Consider the following 18,750-nt stretch of genomic DNA (forward strand, 5'->3'; position numbering starts at 1 on the left):
ACATAATAAAAACGCCCATTTAAGGGTGTTTATGGTTTTTAAACTTGGTTTCATCACCCCATAAAATCAAAACCACAAATTGATATTTTCGTATCTTTGATAAAAAGCTGAATAAAATGAACTTAGAAGCTCGTAAAATAGAATTTGTAAAAGAATTCTTAAAACTTCAAAGCGAAGAAGCCATTTCGCGTCTCGAAAATATATTGAGAAAAGAAAAAAACGCTTCTTACGAGCGCCAATTGGAACCTATGACCCAAGATGAACTGAACCAAAGAATTGACCAATCGGAATCCGACTTCGAAAACGATAAATTTAAAACCAGTTCTGAACTTTTAGCCAAATATAAATAATGGCATTAAAAATAATTTGGTCTGAATTTGAAAATGCAATGTCAGGAATGACCGAAAACTAAAATTTAGCTATCTAACCACTTTTCTACATCCGTTCCGGAACCTGAATTCCCAAAAGCCCAAAGGCATTTTTAATGGTATTGGCAACGGTGTTTGACAACTGCACACGGAATAGTTTTTCGGTGTCGCTATCGGCCCCTAAAATGGATACGTTTTGGTAAAACGAATTGAACTCCTTTACCAAATCGTAAGTGTAATTGGCAATTAACGCCGGACTGTGGTTTTCGGCCGCATTTTGCACCACTTCGGGGAACAACTGTACTTGTTTGATGAGCTCGCGTTCTTTGTCGTGCAGCGACACTTCAATAGCGCTTAGTGTAGCCGTTGAACCGACATTAGCTTTTCGTAAAATCGATTGGATTCGGGCATAGGTATATTGAATAAATGGCCCGGTGTTTCCTTGAAAATCGATGGACTCTTTTGGGTCGAACAAAATACGTTTCTTCGGATCTACTTTTAAAATGTAGTATTTCAAGGCGCCCAAACCAATGGTTTTGTAAAGCTCCTGCTTCTCTTCTTCCGAATAGCCATCTAGTTTGCCCAACTCTTCTGAAATTTCTTCGGCGGTTTTTGCCATATCGTCAATTAGGTCGTCGGCATCAACCACGGTACCTTCACGACTTTTCATTTTTCCGCTGGGCAAATCGACCATCCCGTAACTTAAATGGTATAGGTTTTCGGCCCAATCGAAGCCTAATTTTTTCAAGATTAAAAACAGTACCTGAAAGTGGTAATCTTGTTCGTTACCCACGGTGTAAACCATTCCACCCACATCTGGAAAATCCTTAATACGCTGTATGGCCGTACCAATATCCTGCGTCATGTAAACGGCGGTACCATCGGCACGTTGTACAATTTTTTTATCGAGGCCTTCTTCGGTTAAATCGCACCACACCGAACCGTCTTCTTCTTTATGGAACACCCCCGATTTTAAACCTTCCGCTACAAATTCCTTGCCTAATAAATAGGTGTTGCTTTCGTAATATAAAGTATCGAAATCTACGCCCAGGTTTTTATAGGTTTCATCAAACCCATCGTACACCCAACCGTTCATTTTTTCCCAAAGGGCAACAACAGCTTCATCACCTGCCTCCCATTTTCGCAACATGTCTTGGGCTTCGATTAAAAGTGGCGCATTCTTTTTGGCTTCCTCTTCGGTACTTCCGTTGGCCACCAGTGCTTCAATTTCCTTTTTATATTCCTGGTCGAACTTCACGTAATAGTTCCCCACCAATTTATCGCCTTTTAAACCAGTGCTTTCGGGCGTTTCACCATTTCCAAATTTCTTCCAAGCCAACATACTTTTACAAATATGGATGCCGCGATCGTTGATAATTTGGGTTTTATAAACTTTTTTACCCGAAGCCTTTAAAATTTCGGCCACGCTATAACCCAATAAATTGTTTCGGATATGTCCTAAATGCAGTGGTTTGTTGGTGTTTGGCGACGAGTACTCTACCATGATAGCCTTTTCATCGGGGTTGGGTTGCACCAATCCGAACGATTCTTCAGCTTTTATGCCGTTGAAAAAATCGATGTAATACGAATCGCTTATTTCAATATTCAAAAAGCCTTTTACTACATTAAACGCCTTTACGTTATCGACGTGCTCTACCAAATAATTTCCAATGGTTTCTCCTATTTGCACCGGATTGCCCTTTACAAAGCGTAACATCGGGAACACCACTACGGTAATATCGCCCGCAAATTCTTTCCTGGTGGCTTGGAATTCAACAGTTTCCAACTCTACATTAAAGTTGGATTTTACAGCTTGCTTTACGTCGTTCGATAAGGTGTCTTGAAGGCTCATTTCGCTTATTTTATTAAGTGTGCAAAGATAGAATTTTTAAATCAAGATTATAACTCAAATGGCATTAGTTGTATTCGCTTATGTTTTTAGAAAAAATATAAAAATCAACCCTGTTCACTTGTAATATTTATCTTTAAAAACACCTTCCCGCCCTATTAACAAACACGTTCTCAACGCATTAAATTCCAATCGAAATATTGAAAGAAAAGGTAGGCTTTTTAGCTGTGGTTTTGCCTTTTTTCTATGTTTTTTGCCTTTTATCTATTCGTCGATTTTTGCCCTTTTTGCACCTTGTCGTTTTAACTAATTTATTGGTATTAAAACCCAGAAATTAGAAATTAAATATGCTTTTTTGCCACTTTTGTGGGGTAATGCTATTATTCAATTTTAACTGGATTGAATTTAATTAACACCAAAATTACAGCTTAGTAAAGCTATCTTATTTTCCCTCAAATATAAGACACCTTTAAACGTGGCTTTATTACCGTTGTGATTAATCGTTTTATGAGGAGAATAATAATTTTAGTGATGATGCTATCTGTATCTATAGGCTTTTCGCAGGCCAATGATATAGATGGATTGGCTATAGAGCTCGCTTTTCAGGACCAAGATTCCCTAAAGGTAGACACGTCTTTAAAATTGATAAGGTTGCTTTATGACGCCAATGATTACGAGCGGGCATTAAAATACGTCATTGAAAGCGAAAAGCTGTCGCACGCCTTAAACTACACCGAAGCCATAGCCGAAATCACCTATTATAAATCCTTGATTTATGCCCATAAAGGTGATTATATTAATGCCGTGAGCGGTTATAACAAATCGAAAGATTTATTTAAAAGCTTAAAAGATACCTTGGGTGTTGCCAAAGTAAACAATAGTATTGGTTTAATTGAAATTAAGCGTGGCAACTACACCAAAGGTCTTCAATATTCACTTTTGGCTATAAGTGAATTAGAAAAACGCAATCTAACAAAAGAACTCAATGTTACCTATAGTAATTTAGCCGAAGCCTATTACAACATTAATGCATACGATAAAGCACTTGAATTCTATTTAAAAGCACTTGAAAAGCAGAAATCACTAAAGGATGTTGAAGGCATAAATCAATCGAGCCTCAAACTGGCCGAGTTGTATTCAAACCGAAAAGAACACCGCAGAGCCATTGACTATTATCAAAGTGTTTTACAAAGTAACGTTACTAAAAGTGATTCGCTTCGTGGTTTACTGCTTCCTAAATTGGGTGGCGAATACCTGAAGTTTAACGATTACGGGAACGCCACCAAATATCTAGTACAGGGCTATAACTTAAACCACCGCAGTAACGACCAATTGGGCATGTTGCTTACCCTAAACAATCTTGGAGATTTAAACATTAGGCAAAACCGCTTAAAAACAGCCGAAAGCCAATTGATGGAGGCGGGCGAGCTGGCAAGAGCTTTAGATAATAAAGCGGAATTGCTGAAGCACTACAAACTACTAAGAACCCTAGATTCTACCCGAAAACGATTTGATAAAGCCTTTGTTTGGCAACGTGAATACTACGAACTGAACAAAGCTTTAAAAAATGATGCGCCCGAAATAACGGTAACAACCAGCTCGATTGATGAATTTGGTTTAAACCCTGATACCGCTGAAGAAACGCGTTTAGACGATAGTAATGAACAATCGATGGCAGCGACTACCACAGCATCAAATTCAACCGATGAACGCTTACGGAAGTTCAAATTGATTTTTTACGGCTTATTGGCTACCTTGGCTATTGTTTCAACCTTTTTAGTTCTGATTTACCTAAAACGAAACAACCACATCAAGTACATGCAAGAGCTGGAAGAAAAGAATCTGAAAATAGAACTTCAAAACGAAGCCTTTTTAGAACAGACCAAACACCTTGAAAACGTTAACAACGTAAAGGATAAATTGTTCTCAATTGTTTCGCACGATTTAAAGGATTCGCTATCTTCCATCAATGGATTTATCGACTTGCTTCGCGAAGGCTCTTTATCACGCGAGGAGTTCGACAATTTAATTCCTGAATTAAGCGAAAATGCCAACAATGCCTCGTTATTGTTATTCAACTTGCTTAATTGGTCTAAATCGCAAATGCAGTCGTTAGAGCCCAAACCGAGTTTATTCGATGTGCAGGAAGTTTTTGAAAACAAAGTGAAATTGATTGAACCCCGCATGCAAAGTAAAGGTATCAATTTGGTAGATCATTCATTACGCGATTTTGCCTATGCCGACAGAAGCATGTTTGAAATTGTGATACAAAACCTATTAGCCAACGCCTTGAAATTCTGTAGTAAAGGCGATACCATTACCATTTCTAACCACATTAGCAACGGCAGTTGTATTATTAGCATTGCCGATACCGGAGTGGGCATTTCAAAAGAAAACCTGTCTAAATTATTTAAAAACAGTTCGTTTACCACGGTAGGCACCAATAACGAAAAAGGTACCGGTTTAGGATTATCGATTTGTAAAGAATTGGTGGAACTCAACAACGGTAAAATTTGGGTAGAAAGCACCCAAGGCGTGGGTAGTACATTTTATGTACAATTGCCCAAATCGAAACCGGCAGAGTAATCCAATCCAACCTCATTACGCATTTTGAAAACTACTCGTCAATTCGAGTGGATTTTTCGATTGAAATGAGAAAAATTTATATCGAGAATTAAGATTTGAGTAAGCAAAAAGTTCTCGATACGATTTTTATACCTCAAAATCACTCGAACTGACGGTTAAACTAAATTTTATGTTCAAAATGCTCGATGAATTCAGTTATTTTTTAGGCAAAAACACCTCGGCCATCATGCAGCGCGCCGAGCCGCCACCACAAGTTTCAATAGTTTCCAGTGAACTGTAAAGGGTTTCGGTATGCTTTTTTAACGCTGTAATTTGATTTTCGGTAAGAGCACTGTGTGCGGCTTCACTCATCACCAAATAGCGCTTATCATTCTCCCCTTTTACCTGAAGCATGTTTCCTGCGAAATGTTTTAATTGCTCTTCGGTAATATCAATAATGTCTTTGCCACTTTCCTTTAAATGCTTGATGACATTTTTACGTTCTTTTTTATCGTCAATGCAGCTTAGGCAGATCACGGCAAAGGTTTCGCCCACACACATCATCACATTAGTATGGTAAATGGGCTTTCGTTGGCCGTCAACGGTTTGGTTAGCCGTAAATACCACGGGGAAATATTCAAAATCTTCGCAAAACTCGATGAACAAATCCTCATCGGCCCGTGGTGATAGTGCACAGTAAGCCTTTCGGTTTTCACGATCCAACACCACACTGCCGGTACCTTCTAAAAATACGGCTTCTTCTTCGGCACTGGTGTAATCAATGATATTTTCAATTGAAAACCCCTCTTCTTCCAAAGTTTCCAAAATATCCTCTCGGCGTTCCAAACGACGATTTTCTGCAAACATAGGATACAATCCCACATCACCATTTTCGTGAAACGACACCCAGTTATTTGGGAAAACCGCATCGGGGGTATCGGTGTCCTTAATATCACTCACCACAACAACGTTCACTCCCACTTCCGTTAGCTTTTCAACAAAGGCATCAAATTCCTGTTGTGCTTTGGTCGTAATGGCAGCAGGCAACAAGTTTGCTGACTCCTGATAATAATTGTTTACCGCAGTTTGTTCGTTCATCCTGAAATTTACAGGGCGAACCATTAAAATGGTATTGGTGGTTTGTGACATGATGTTAACATTTATGTTACAAAAATAGCATTTCGGCATTAACTACTCAACCCCGAACCAAAGGCATAGTGCTACAACGCAGCAGCCCTTCCTGCTTACCGATTTCGGCATAGGGTACTTCTTCAACGGTAAAACCGTTTTCACGCAGCCAGGTGTTTAACCTGGTGAAGTTTTGCTCGGAGATAATGACATCTTCCGAAATGGAAAACACATTGCTACACATTTGGTACATTTCGTCTTTTGTAATTTCAAAAATGTTCTCCTTTCCGAAGAAATTAACCAGCCAATCATATTCTCTTTCTATTAAAAATCCGTTTTTATGCAGGATGGCCTTGCCTTTACCCAAGGGCTGAAAACAGCAATCGAGATGCAGCGCGTTTTCTTTGGCATTGGTATTCGATTTTCTTAGTTCGAACGACTTCACGATTTTATCGGGAAACAACTCCTGGATGGCTATTACCGCATCTATATTTGTGCGTGCCGTGATAAGCTGCGGGTAATCCTCTCCCGAATAAGTCCCCATAAAAATATAGTCGTTCCACGGTATAACATCTCCACCTTCCACGTGGCATTCCTCAGGTAAAATAATACGGTTTTCGGGTGTCACTTGATTCCAGACATAACGTATGGCTTCAATTTCCTTTTCTCTGTTTGGCAAAATATTAGCCCGTATTATTTTGTCTTCCACCACAAAGGCAATATCGCGTGTAAAAATTTGGTTGCAATCCTTTATTACTTCGGGCCGAAATACCTGTACATCATATTTTTTAAAAACTTCGGCAACGGCATCCATTTCGCGTACCATATCGGCTTCAGTCGGGTAAGTACCAGCTAGCACGTGCTCAATGCTTTTGGGGTCATAACACTCCTCTACTTTTGGCGTAGGGCCATTACTCTCTGCTGTTCCCAGAACAACAGAGCGCAAACGCGACGTTTCGTTTTTTACATTGAGCTTTATCATGTTGTAAATATAAAAAAGCTCCTTAACTAAAATGTTAAGGAGCTTTTATTTAAAACATAAAATTGCTTTTATTTATCTTTCTTCAATAGGCACAAACTTTCTTTCGGTTGCTCCAACGTAAATTTGTCTTGGTCTACCTATTGGCTCTTTACGTAAACGCATTTCTCTCCATTGTGCGATCCAACCTGGCAAACGTCCTAAGGCGAACATTACGGTGAACATATCGGTTGGGATGCCCATGGCTCTGTAAATAATACCAGAATAAAAATCTACATTCGGGTATAGTTTTCTATCCACAAAATATTGATCTTCCAGAGCTTCTTTTTCAAGACCTTTTGCAATATCTAAAACAGGATCGTTAACACCTAAATCGCCTAAAACTTCATCGGCTGCCTTTTTAATGATCCTGGCACGGGGATCGAAGTTTTTGTAAACACGGTGACCAAAGCCCATTAAACGGAAAGAATCTTGCTTGTCCTTAGCTTTAGCCATATATTTTTTGGTATCTCCACCATCAGATTTTATAGCTTCAAGCATTTCCAATACGGCTTGGTTGGCCCCACCGTGAAGTGGCCCCCAAAGCGCTGAAATACCAGCTGAAATCGAAGCGAACAAACCAACGTGAGATGAACCAGCAATTCTTACCGTTGATGTTGAACAGTTTTGCTCGTGATCGGCATGAAGGATTAAAAGTTTATCTAAAGCGTTGATTAAAACCTTATTTTGTTCGTACTCGCCATTTGGTTTTTTAAACATCATTTTTAAGATGTTCTCAACATAGCCTATGGTATCGTCTCCGTAGTTTAATGGTCTTCCCACTTTTTTTCTGAAAGTCCATGCTACCAAAACTGGAAATTTACCCAATAATCTTACTACCGACTTATACATATCTTCTTCAGACTCAACGTTAACCGAAGAAGGGTTAAAGGCCGTTAAAGCACTGGTTAAAGAAGAAATAACTCCCATGGGATGTGCAGATTTTGGAAAAGCCTCAACAATTTTCTTAACATCTTCGTCAACTACCGCTTCTGCTTTTATATCGTCATGGAATTTATCGTTTTGCTCTTTTGTTGGCAGTTCACCAAAAATTAAAAGATAAGCCACTTCCAAGAAATCTGCTTTTTCAGCTAACTCTTCTATAGAATAGCCACGGTAACGTAAAACTCCTTTTTCTCCATCCAAAAACGTTATGGCACTTTCACAAGATCCGGTGTTTTTATATCCAGGATCTAGCGTGATCACCCCACCTGTTGAACCTCTAAGTTTTGTGATATCAATTGCTACTTCATTTTCTGTACCTTTTACTAAAGGAAAATCATACTTTTTCCCGTCTATTTCTATACTAGCTGTGTTTGCCATTATTTATTGTAAGTTTTTTTGTTAAGAAGAACGCTAATTTACAAAATATAGCTTGATTTATAAAGTTAATTTAGATTCATTTAAACGATTAACCAAATTATCAAAATTGATATTAAATAAAAAAGCGATTATTAAAAAATAATCGCTTTTGTTATAAAGTTTTAATATTCTATTACTTAACCTTAAAGGCTTTTTCTTGTGGAAAATAAGCTACATCGCCCAATTCTTCCTCAATTCTAAGTAATTGGTTGTACTTGGCCATACGGTCGCTACGAGAAGCCGAACCTGTTTTTATTTGACCACAGTTAAGTGCCACTGCCAAATCTGCAATAGTATTATCTTCTGTTTCACCAGATCGGTGAGACATTACTGAAGTATAACCTGCATTTTTAGCCATATTTACAGCTGCAATCGTTTCAGTTAAAGAACCGATTTGGTTTACTTTAATAAGGATTGAGTTGGCAATACCGTTTTCAATACCTCTTGATAAACGTTCTACGTTGGTTACAAATAAATCGTCACCAACCAACTGCACTTTATCACCGATTTTTTCGGTTAATAATTTCCAGCCTTCCCAGTCGTTTTCGTCCATACCGTCTTCGATTGAGATGATTGGGTATTTTGAAGTCAGTTCCGCTAAGTACTCTGCTTGCTCGGCTGAAGATCTTACTTGACCTTTATCGCCTTCAAATAAGGTATAATCGTATTTTCCGTCTTTGTAGAACTCGGCAGAAGCACAATCAAGAGCGATCATAATTTCATCACCGAAAGAATAACCTGCTTTTTCTACAGCTACTTTAATAGAATCTAAAGCGTCTTCTGTTCCACCAGCTAAGTTTGGTGCAAAACCACCTTCGTCACCTACAGCAGTACTTAAACCTCTGTCGTGCAATACTTTTTTAAGGTTGTGGAAAATTTCAGTTCCCATTTGCATAGCATGAGTGAAATCTTTAGCCTTAACCGGCATAATCATAAACTCTTGGAATGCGATTGGCGCATCACTGTGCGAACCACCGTTGATGATGTTCATCATTGGTACGGGAAGTGTGTTAGCAGAAACACCACCAACGTATCTGTACAATGGCATGTTCAATTCGTTTGCAGCTGCTTTAGCCACGGCCAAAGACACACCTAAAATAGCGTTGGCTCCTAGTTTTGATTTGTTTGGCGTACCATCCAAATCAATCATTACTTTATCGATTAGGTTTTGTTCGAAAACCGAAATGCCAATCAATTCTTCTGCAATTATGGTATTTACGTTTTCAACGGCTTTTAACACCCCTTTACCCATGTAAGTGTTTCCACCATCGCGTAATTCTACAGCTTCGTGCTCTCCGGTTGATGCTCCTGATGGTACGGCAGCTCTACCTAAAATATTATTTTCTGTTACTACATCTACTTCAACTGTAGGATTTCCTCTTGAATCTAGAATTTGTCTAGCGTGAACGTTAATGATTATACTCATAATTGGTTTGTTTTATTCTTTTTATTATTTCAAATTTACGCTTAAATCTTGTTTGTTTTTTAATGTTTTAACAAAAATCATCATAAAATGTTCTACAACGTTTTAGTTATTTCATTTACAAACAACACTGATTTTAAACTTAGCTAGCGCTTACTTTTTGCTTTTTGATATTTTCAATAAACTGATCAAAAAGATAAGACGAATCGTGTGGCCCTGGACTAGCTTCTGGGTGGTACTGTACCGAAAACACATTCTTGTTTTTCATGGCCAATCCAGCTACGGTATCATCATTTAGGTGTACATGGGTTACTTCTAAATCTGGGTTATTCTCAACCGATTCACGATTCACGGCAAAACCATGGTTTTGTGAAGTAATTTCACCTTTACCTGTTTTTAGGTTTTTAACCGGATGGTTGATTCCACGGTGACCATTGTACATTTTGTAAGTGGTAGCACCGTTTGCCAATGCAATAACTTGGTGACCTAAACAAATCCCGAACAATGGCAAATCCCGTTTAATAATCTCCTTAGCTATTTCTTGGGCTTCAACCAATGGCTCCGGATCTCCAGGCCCGTTCGATAGAAAATATCCATCTGGATTGAACGCTTCCAAATCTTCAAACTTTGAATTGTACGGAAATACCTTGATGTAAGCATCGCGCTTAGCTATATTTCTAAGTATGTTCTTCTTTATACCGATATCTAAAGCAGCTACTCTGTAAGTGGCATTTTCATCACCATAATAGTAAGGCTCTTTGGTTGATACCTTCGAGGCCAGTTCCAAACCTTCCATGTTCGGTACTTCTGCCAATTGTTTTTTCAAACCTTCAATGTTATCTACATCGGTAGAGATAACGGCATTCATTGCACCGTGCTCTCTTATGTAACTTACCAATGCTCTGGTATCGACATCTGAAATGGCCAATAGGTTATTTTTATCGAGGAAGCTCTCCAGTGAATCATCAGCCGCAACCCTTGAATAATCGTAACTAAAATTCTTTACAATTAATCCAGCGATTTTAACTGAATCTGATTCTACTTCATCTTCATTGGTTCCGTAATTACCAATATGGGCATTGGTTGCCACCATAAGCTGTCCGTAGTACGATGGGTCGGTAAAAATCTCTTGGTAACCCGTCATCCCGGTGTTGAAACACACCTCACCAAACGATGTTCCTTGCTTGTTGCCAACTGCTTTACCGTAAAAAATGGTACCATCTGCTAGAAGTACGATGGCTTTTTGTCTTTTTTGATATTTCATAAATTCGAAAAGTTTTACAAAATTGCATAAAAAAAAGGATAAACTAAAATAGTTTATCCTTAATATTTAAAATGCTTACTAACATTTATTCTTCTTCGTTAGATGCCTTAGTTTCAACAGGAGCAGCTGCTGGCTTAGAACCACCTCTTCTACTTCTTCTTGTTGTCTTCTTTTTTGCCTTCTCTGCATTGTAAATTTCGTTGTAATCTACAAGTTCGATCATAGCCATATCGGCGTTATCACCTAATCGGTTTCCTAACTTGATAATTCTGGTATAACCACCTGGTCTGTCTGCCACCTTTGTAGCCACCTCTCTGAACAATTCGGTTACCGCATCTTTTTGTCTAAGTTTAGCCATTACCAAACGTCTGTTGTGGGTGGTATCAGTTTTAGACTTTGTAATCATAGGCTCAACAAATTGCTTTAAGGCTTTAGCTTTTGCAACAGTTGTGTTGATACGCTTGTGCTCGATTAAAGAACAAGCCATGTTGGCCAACATTGATTTTCTGTGAGCCGTTTTTCTACCTAAGTGGTTGAATTTTTTTCCGTGTCTCATGACATTTGTTTTAAACCCTTATCTTGCTTCTACTTTTTTAAGGAGCAAAATATAAAGGAGTTAGAATTAATCTTTATCTAATTTATATTTGCTTAGGTCCATTCCGAAATTAAGGCCTTTAACGTTTACTAGCTCTTCAAGCTCGGTTAACGATTTTTTACCAAAGTTTCTGAACTTCATCAAGTCGTTTTTGTTGAATGATACTAAATCACCTAAAGTATCAACCTCTGCAGCTTTTAAACAGTTCAGTGCACGAACCGAAAGATCCATATCGATCAATTTCGTTTTAAGCAATTGACGCATGTGAAGTGATTCTTCATCATAAGTCTCTGTTTGTGCAATCTCATCAGCCTCTAAAGTGATACGCTCATCAGAGAATAACATAAAGTGGTGAATCAATGTCTTTGCCGCTTCAGTTAAAGCATCTTGTGGCGTGATTGAACCATCGGTAATGATTTCGAAAACTAATTTTTCGTAATCGGTCTTTTGCTCAACACGGTAGTTCTCAATGCTATACTTAACATTTTTTATTGGCGTATAGATAGAATCTGTAAAGATGGTACCTATTGGTGCAGAAGCTTTTTTGTTTTCTTCAGCAGGTACATATCCTCTACCTTTTTCTATAGTGATTTCCATGTTAAGGTTCACTTTAGGATCTAGGTTACAGATTACCAATTCGGTATTCAATACTTGGAATCCTGAAATAAACTTTTGGAAATCCCCGGCAGTGATGCGCTCTTGTCCAGAAATTGAAATGGAAATCGATTCGTTATCGATATCTTCAATTTGTCTTTTAAAGCGGATTTGCTTAAGGTTTAAGATGATTTCTGTTACATCTTCTACTACTCCAGCTATTGCTGAAAATTCATGATCAACGCCTTCAATTCTAACCGATGTAATGGCGAATCCTTCTAATGAAGATAAAAGAACGCGACGCAACGCATTACCAACTGTTAGACCGTAACCTGGTTCTAATGGTCTGAATTCGAATTTACCTTCGAAATCAGTAGAATCAATCATGATTACTTTATCCGGCTTTTGAAAATTAAATACTGCCATATTGTTTTCTTCGTTTTAATTGTTACTTGGTTGCGCGGTTTATAAGTTTGAAGAAGTACGAATAAACCCTTTGGCCAAATACCAATGTGATTAATTTATTATTTAGAGTATAATTCGACGATGAATTGCTCGTTGATGTTTTCAGGAATCTGAATTCTTTGTGGCACAGAAACGTAAGTTCCTTGCTTGGTATCGTTGTTCCAAGTAATCCATTCGAAAACATTGCTTGAGTTTGAAAGTGATCTTTCGATAGCCTCAAGAGACTTTGATTTTTCACGAACCGCAACAACGTCACCAGCCTTTAATTCGTAAGATGGAATGTTTACCAACTCACCATTTACTGTAATGTGTCTGTGCGATACCAATTGTCTTGCAGCACTTCTTGTTGGAGCAATGCCCATACGGAATACTACGTTATCTAAACGAGACTCGCAAAGTTGTAAAAGCACTTCACCAGTAATTCCTTGTGCAGCTCTTGCCTTTTTAAACAAACCTCTAAACTGACGCTCTAATATACCATAAGTATATTTGGCTTTTTGCTTTTCCTGTAATTGGATTGCGTATTCAGATTTTTTACCACGACGACGGTTGTTTCCGTGTTGCCCTGGAGGGTAATTTCTTTTTTCGAATGACTTGTCGTCTCCGAAGATAGCTTCGCCAAACTTACGAGCTATTTTAGTTTTAGGACCAGTATATCTTGCCATTTTAAATTAATTTGTGAGAGTGGTTATGAATTAAGGTCTAAATCTTATCCTTCGATAACCGTAGTCCTCTCGGTGATACTTGTTTATTTTTTTCAGTCTGCAAATGTACATATAAAAAATGAATATCAACTGCAAAAACAATTGATATTCATTCTACTATGTAAATTTGTTATACTCGACGTCTTTTTGGAGGACGACATCCGTTATGTGGTAATGGAGTAACATCGATGATTTCGGTTACTTCGATACCAGCATTGTGGATAGAACGGATAGCAGATTCTCTACCATTTCCAGGTCCTTTTACATAAACCTTTACTTTTTTCAATCCAGCTTCTTGAGCTACAGCAGCTGCATCTTCAGCAGCCAATTGAGCAGCGTAAGGTGTATTTTTCTTTGAACCTCTAAATCCCATTTTACCAGCAGAAGACCAAGAAATAACATCTCCGTTTTTGTTGGTAAGTGAAATAATTATGTTGTTGAACGATGCTGTAACGTGAGCTTCACCTACAGCCTCAACATTAACTTTACGTTTTTTTGTGCTTGTTTTTGCCATGATTCTTTTAGTTTTTAGTTCTTAGTAATAGTCGCTAGAATCCTAAACCGTATAAATTTCAAACAGATTCCTTCCAACGTCTAAAGACTAAAGACTATTTATTACTTAGTTGCTTTTTTCTTGTTAGCAACAGTTTTTCTTCTACCTTTTCTGGTTCTGGAGTTGTTTTTGGTTCTTTGACCTCTTAATGGTAATCCCGCTCTGTGACGGATACCTCTGTAACAACCAATATCCATTAATCGCTTAATGTTCAATTGGGTTTCAGAACGTAACTCACCTTCAATAGTGTAAGTTCCAACGGCCTCACGGATTCCGCTAATTTGGTCGTCAGTCCAGTCTTGAACTTTAATACTTTCGTCCACTTTAGCAGCCGCTAAAATTTCTTTTGCTCTACTCTTTCCTACACCGTAGATATAAGTTAAAGCAATAACTCCTCTTTTGTTTTTTGGTATGTCTACACCTGCAATTCTTGCCATATTGTTTTTATTAGTTTTTGTTGCTAGTTTTTAGTTGTTAGAATCCTAAACATTGCTATTTCAAACAGATTCATCTAACTACCAAACACTAATAACTCATGTACAAATTAACCTTGTCTTTGTTTAAATCTAGGATTCTTTTTGTTTATAACGTAAAGTCTTCCTTTTCTACGCACAATTTTACAATCTGCGCTTCTCTTTTTTACTGATGCTCTTACTTTCATCTCTTTTAAGTTTAAGGTTTTTGGTTTAAAGTTTAAGGTTTGCCCTAATGGGAACTTACAACTTTAAACTTGAAACTTTGAACTATTTAATATCTATAAGTTATACGAGCCTTTGTTAAATCGTAAGGGCTCATTTCTAATTTTACTTTGTCTCCTGGTAACAACTTAATGTAGTGCATTCGCATTTTACCAGAAATATGGGCAGTCACTATGTGACCGTTTTCCAATTCAACACGGAACATCGCATTTGATAATGCTTCTATGATGGTTCCGTCCTGTTCTATTGCTGCTTGTTTTGCCATAGTATAATATATTATGCTACTGCTTTTCTATTTTTACCTGTTTTCATCAACCCATCGTAATGACGGTTCAACAAATAAGAGTTTATTTGCTGCATGGTGTCAATTGCCACACCAACCATAATCAATAATGAGGTTCCTCCAAAGAACAATGCCCAACCTTGCTGTACCCCCATAAGTTTAACAATAAATGCAGGGAATACTGCAATTAACGCCAAAAATATAGAACCAGGCAACGTGATTTGCGACATGATTTTATCTAAGTACTCTGAAGTTTCAGAACCTGGACGGATGCCTGGAATAAAACCACCGCTACGCTTTAAGTCGTCGGCCATTTTATTGGTCGGTACTGTAATCGCCGTATAGAAATAGGTAAATACAATAATCAACAACGCAAATGTGATGTTATAAACCAATCCGAAAATATCTGAAAAGTTAGTCTGTAACCAAGTTCCGGTTGCCGTTTCCTTTAAGAAAGCCGACCCTCCAATTAAACCAGGTACAAACATAATAGCTTGAGCAAAAATGATTGGCATTACCCCAGAGGCATTCAGTTTTAATGGTATGTATTGTCTAGAACCTGCAGCGGCGCTTTTTTCGTAACCTCCAGTAGCCGTTCTTCTTGCATACTGCACTGCAATCTTTCTTACGCCCATTACTAACATAATAGAAGCTAAAATGATTACAAACCAGATTACGAATTCAATCAATACCATCATTAATCCACCGTTACCACCACCTTCTAATCGGGTAGCTGCATTTTGTAAAAATGCCTGTGGCAAAGTAGCAATGATACCAACCATAATTAACAATGAAATACCGTTACCGATACCTTTATCTGTAATTTTCTCACCCAACCACATCGCGAAGATACAGCCTGTTACCAAAATAGTAACCGAAGAGAAGTAAAACAATGGTCCTGTTCCTAATAAGAACGCACTAGTTGGAATACCCAAAGCTGGTAAGCTAGCCAAGTAGCCCGGTGCTTGCACCAAACAGATTGCAATAGTTAACCAACGTGTAATTTGGGTGATTTTCTTTTGCCCACTAGCACCTTCCTTTTGCAATTTCTGCAAATAAGGAATGGCAATACCCATTAACTGTACAACAATAGAAGCAGAAATGTAAGGCATGATACCAAGTGCGAATACCGAAGCATTAGCGAATGCTCCACCGGTGAAGGCGTTTAATAAACCTAATAACCCGCTATCGGTTTTATCGGCCAAGCCACTTAATTGGGCGGCGTCAATACCTGGTAATACTACTTGGGCACCAAATCGATAGACTAACAACAGACTCAAAGTCACTATGATTCTGTTTCTTAGTTCCTCTATCTTCCAAACATTTTTAATTGATTCTATAAATTTCATACTTATAACAAGTCTTATATAGTTACAGCCTCTCCTCCAGCAGCCTCAATAGCAGCTTTAGCCGAAGCAGTAAACTTATGAGCAGATACTTTTAATTTAGCTTTCAATTCACCTCTACCTAATATTTTAACTAGGTCGTTTTTACCAACCAAACGGTTAGCAAACAAGGTTTCAAAATCTACAGTATCGTTTATCTTTTTATCATCAACCAATTGTTGCAAGGTATCAAGGTTAACACCTTGGTACTCCACTCGGTTAATGTTAGTGAAGCCAAACTTAGGAACACGTCTTTGAAGTGGCATTTGTCCACCTTCAAAACCTAATTTCTTAGAATAACCAGAACGCGATTTGGCACCTTTGTGACCACGTGTAGCGGTACCACCTTTACCAGATCCTTGCCCTCTACCTACTCGTTTTCCTTGGCTTTTTACTGAACCTTCTGCAGGTTGTAAATTACTTAAATCCATTTCAGTTTATATTTTTAAGCTTCTTCAACAGAAACTAAATGTGAAACTTTAGCTACCATCCCCAAAACACTTGGTGTAGCTTCGTGCTCTTTTACTTGACCAATCTTGCTAAGACCTAAAGATTCTAAAATTCTTTTTTGTCTTTGCGGACGATTGATTGCGCTTTTAACTTTTGTTACTTTAATCTTTGCCATTTCTGTCTGTATTAAGCGTTAAAAACTTTTTCAAGTGAAATACCTCTATCTCTCGCGATAGTGTTAGCATCTCTTAATTGCAATAAGGCATCAAAAGTAGCTTTAACTACGTTGTGTGGGTTTGAAGACCCTTGAGATTTAGACAATACATCGTGTACACCAACTGCTTCAAGCACTGTTCTTACAGCACCACCAGCGATTACACCGGTACCAGGAGCAGCAGGAATAATGTTTACTCTAGCTCCACCGTATTTTCCTTTTTGTTCGTGTGGCAACGTTCCTTTTCTAATTGGAATTCTAACCAAGTTTTTCTTTGCATCCTCAACGGCCTTTGCGATAGCACTGGCAACGTCTTTAGATTTTCCTAAACCTTGGCCTACAACACCAGCTTCGTCACCAACTACTACAATTGCTGAAAAACCAAATGCTCTACCACCTTTAGTTACTTTAGTAACCCTTTGTACACCAACCAAACGATCTTTAAGATCTAGTCCACCTGGTTTTACTAACTCTGCACTTTTATATTTTTGAAACATAATATCTTAGAATTTTAGTCCGCCTTCTCTAGCTCCTTCAGCTAATGATTTTACTCTACCATGGTAAAGGTAACCGCCTCTATCAAAAGAAACCGTTTCAATACCTGCTTTTACAGCTTTTTCGGCAATTGCTTTACCTACTAATTTCGCTACTTCAGCTTTAGTTGCTTTCGCAGAACTAATATCTTTATCTCTTGAAGATGCCGCGCTAATGGTGTTACCAGTTAGGTCATCTATCAACTGAGCATAAATTTCTTTATTACTTCTATAAACAGCCAATCTTGGTCTTTCTCCTGTACCAGAAATAACCTTACGGATTCTGTTTTTTATTCTTAGTCTTCTTTCGTTCTTTGTCAATGCCATAACTTAATTATTAAGCTGATTTACCTGCTTTTCTTCTTATTTCTTCACCAACAAACTTGATTCCTTTTCCTTTGTAAGGCTCAGGCTTTCTAAAACCACGAATCTTCGCTGCTACTTGACCAACTAATTGTTTATCATGAGAAGTTAGTTTAACGATTGGGTTCTTACCTTTTTCAGAAATAGTTTCCACTTTAACTTCTGGAGCTAAATCTAAAACGATATTGTGTGAAAAACCTAATGCTAAATCTAATTTTTGGCCTTGGTTTGATGCTCTATAACCTACACCAACCAATTCTAGCTCTTTTGTCCAACCTTTTGAAACACCAGCAATCATGTTGTTAAGCAATGCTCTGTACAAACCGTGCTTAGCTTTGTGATCTTTGGCTTCTGAAGAACGCTCTACAATAATATTACCTTCTTCAACTTTAATTTCAACAGTATCGAACGCTTGAGTTAACTCTCCTAATTTTCCTTTTACAGTTACAACGTTATCTTTAACGTCAACTGTTACACCTTCTGGAATGGCTACTGGATTTTTTCCTATTCTTGACATTTCTTTTCGGTATTAAAAATTAGTATACGTAACATAAAACTTCGCCACCTACATTTTCCTTTTTGGCTTGTTTGCCCGTCATTACTCCGTGAGAAGTTGAAACGATAGCAACACCAAGACCGTTAAGGATTCTAGGCAATTCCTTAGCACCGGCATACTGACGTAAACCTGGCGTACTAATTCTTTGAAGCTTCTTGATTACTGGTTCTTTTGTTTCTTTGTTGTACTTAAGCGCTATTTTGATAGTGCCTTGTACTGTGGAATCATCAAATTTGTAACTTAAAATATATCCTTGCTCGAATAATATTTTAGTGATGTCCTTTTTTAAATTAGATGCTGGTATCTCCACCACTCTGTGGTTGGCACGCACTGCGTTTCTAATTCGAGTCAAATAATCCGCAATTGGATCTGAGTACATA

Annotated in this window: 22 protein-coding genes; 2 read left to right on the plus strand and 20 right to left on the minus strand. The window is 38.0% G+C overall.

The window, feature by feature from the left end:
- Positions 1 to 116 precede the first annotated feature (116 nt).
- Positions 117 to 350 (plus strand): hypothetical protein, encoded by a 234-nt coding sequence (locus HC176_RS04540; RefSeq protein WP_167916996.1) that lies wholly within the window; start codon positions 117 to 119, stop codon positions 348 to 350.
- Positions 351 to 435: 85 nt separating this feature from the next.
- Here the strand turns inward: HC176_RS04540 and argS are convergent, their stop codons facing one another.
- On the minus strand, positions 436 to 2,220 hold the full coding sequence (gene argS / locus HC176_RS04545) for an arginine--tRNA ligase (protein WP_167916997.1): 1,785 nt from the start codon (positions 2,218 to 2,220) through the stop codon (positions 436 to 438).
- Positions 2,221 to 2,724: 504 nt separating this feature from the next.
- Here argS and HC176_RS04550 point away from each other — a divergent pair.
- The gene (locus HC176_RS04550; protein WP_167916998.1) at positions 2,725 to 4,803 is read left to right on the plus strand and encodes a tetratricopeptide repeat-containing sensor histidine kinase; all 2,079 of its coding nucleotides are present in this window, start codon (positions 2,725 to 2,727) and stop codon (positions 4,801 to 4,803) included.
- 195 nt (positions 4,804 to 4,998) lie between these two features.
- Here HC176_RS04550 and ctlX read toward each other — a convergent pair whose 3' ends face one another.
- The 19 genes from ctlX to rpsH form a co-directional block, all read right to left on the minus strand.
- Entirely contained in the window at positions 4,999 to 5,931 is a 933-nt protein-coding gene (gene ctlX, locus HC176_RS04555; RefSeq protein WP_167916999.1) for a citrulline utilization hydrolase CtlX, read from the minus strand.
- Between the two features lie 46 nt (positions 5,932 to 5,977).
- A complete protein-coding gene (locus HC176_RS04560; RefSeq protein WP_167917000.1) occupies positions 5,978 to 6,892 on the minus strand; it encodes a dimethylarginine dimethylaminohydrolase family protein in 915 nt (304 codons plus the stop codon).
- 72 nt (positions 6,893 to 6,964) lie between these two features.
- A complete protein-coding gene (locus tag HC176_RS04565) occupies positions 6,965 to 8,251 on the minus strand; it encodes a citrate synthase (RefSeq protein ID WP_167917001.1) in 1,287 nt (428 codons plus the stop codon).
- A 172-nt stretch (positions 8,252 to 8,423) separates the two neighbouring features.
- Positions 8,424 to 9,716: a phosphopyruvate hydratase gene (gene eno, locus HC176_RS04570; protein WP_167917002.1), complete on the minus strand. Its 1,293-nt coding sequence runs from the start codon at positions 9,714 to 9,716 to the stop codon at positions 8,424 to 8,426.
- Positions 9,717 to 9,855: 139 nt separating this feature from the next.
- Positions 9,856 to 10,977: a glutamine-hydrolyzing carbamoyl-phosphate synthase small subunit gene (gene carA / locus HC176_RS04575; RefSeq protein ID WP_167917003.1), complete on the minus strand. Its 1,122-nt coding sequence runs from the start codon at positions 10,975 to 10,977 to the stop codon at positions 9,856 to 9,858.
- An 85-nt stretch (positions 10,978 to 11,062) separates the two neighbouring features.
- On the minus strand, positions 11,063 to 11,533 hold the full coding sequence (gene rplQ, locus HC176_RS04580) for a 50S ribosomal protein L17 (RefSeq protein WP_167917004.1): 471 nt from the start codon (positions 11,531 to 11,533) through the stop codon (positions 11,063 to 11,065).
- Positions 11,534 to 11,599: 66 nt separating this feature from the next.
- Positions 11,600 to 12,592, minus strand: a complete 993-nt coding sequence (locus tag HC176_RS04585) for a DNA-directed RNA polymerase subunit alpha (RefSeq protein WP_167917005.1) — start codon at positions 12,590 to 12,592, stop codon at positions 11,600 to 11,602.
- A gap of 98 nt (positions 12,593 to 12,690) precedes the next feature.
- Positions 12,691 to 13,296 carry a 30S ribosomal protein S4 gene (rpsD, locus tag HC176_RS04590; protein ID WP_167917006.1) on the minus strand — a complete coding sequence of 202 codons (606 nt, stop codon included), beginning with the start codon at positions 13,294 to 13,296 and terminating at the stop codon, positions 12,691 to 12,693.
- Positions 13,297 to 13,465: 169 nt separating this feature from the next.
- A complete protein-coding gene (rpsK, locus tag HC176_RS04595) occupies positions 13,466 to 13,849 on the minus strand; it encodes a 30S ribosomal protein S11 (RefSeq protein ID WP_167917007.1) in 384 nt (127 codons plus the stop codon).
- A gap of 101 nt (positions 13,850 to 13,950) precedes the next feature.
- Positions 13,951 to 14,325 carry a 30S ribosomal protein S13 gene (rpsM, locus tag HC176_RS04600; protein ID WP_167917008.1) on the minus strand — a complete coding sequence of 125 codons (375 nt, stop codon included), beginning with the start codon at positions 14,323 to 14,325 and terminating at the stop codon, positions 13,951 to 13,953.
- Positions 14,326 to 14,432: 107 nt separating this feature from the next.
- A complete protein-coding gene (ykgO, locus tag HC176_RS04605; RefSeq protein ID WP_013305171.1) occupies positions 14,433 to 14,549 on the minus strand; it encodes a type B 50S ribosomal protein L36 in 117 nt (38 codons plus the stop codon).
- Positions 14,550 to 14,635: 86 nt separating this feature from the next.
- Complete coding sequence (gene infA, locus HC176_RS04610) at positions 14,636 to 14,851, minus strand: translation initiation factor IF-1 (RefSeq protein WP_007094967.1); 216 nt, start codon at positions 14,849 to 14,851, stop codon at positions 14,636 to 14,638.
- 11 nt (positions 14,852 to 14,862) lie between these two features.
- Complete coding sequence (gene secY, locus HC176_RS04615; RefSeq protein WP_167917009.1) at positions 14,863 to 16,218, minus strand: preprotein translocase subunit SecY; 1,356 nt, start codon at positions 16,216 to 16,218, stop codon at positions 14,863 to 14,865.
- 14 nt (positions 16,219 to 16,232) lie between these two features.
- Positions 16,233 to 16,685 (minus strand): 50S ribosomal protein L15, encoded by a 453-nt coding sequence (gene rplO, locus HC176_RS04620; RefSeq protein ID WP_167917010.1) that lies wholly within the window; start codon positions 16,683 to 16,685, stop codon positions 16,233 to 16,235.
- 14 nt (positions 16,686 to 16,699) lie between these two features.
- Positions 16,700 to 16,879 (minus strand): 50S ribosomal protein L30, encoded by a 180-nt coding sequence (gene rpmD, locus HC176_RS04625; protein ID WP_167917011.1) that lies wholly within the window; start codon positions 16,877 to 16,879, stop codon positions 16,700 to 16,702.
- An 11-nt stretch (positions 16,880 to 16,890) separates the two neighbouring features.
- Positions 16,891 to 17,415, minus strand: a complete 525-nt coding sequence (gene rpsE / locus HC176_RS04630; RefSeq protein ID WP_167917012.1) for a 30S ribosomal protein S5 — start codon at positions 17,413 to 17,415, stop codon at positions 16,891 to 16,893.
- Positions 17,416 to 17,421: 6 nt separating this feature from the next.
- Positions 17,422 to 17,778: a 50S ribosomal protein L18 gene (rplR, locus tag HC176_RS04635; RefSeq protein ID WP_167917013.1), complete on the minus strand. Its 357-nt coding sequence runs from the start codon at positions 17,776 to 17,778 to the stop codon at positions 17,422 to 17,424.
- 10 nt (positions 17,779 to 17,788) lie between these two features.
- Positions 17,789 to 18,331: a 50S ribosomal protein L6 gene (rplF, locus tag HC176_RS04640; protein WP_167917014.1), complete on the minus strand. Its 543-nt coding sequence runs from the start codon at positions 18,329 to 18,331 to the stop codon at positions 17,789 to 17,791.
- A 19-nt stretch (positions 18,332 to 18,350) separates the two neighbouring features.
- Positions 18,351 to 18,749 (minus strand): 30S ribosomal protein S8, encoded by a 399-nt coding sequence (gene rpsH, locus HC176_RS04645; RefSeq protein WP_167917015.1) that lies wholly within the window; start codon positions 18,747 to 18,749, stop codon positions 18,351 to 18,353.
- Position 18,750 lies beyond the last annotated feature (1 nt).

This window comes from Tamlana crocina, assembly GCF_012037625.1.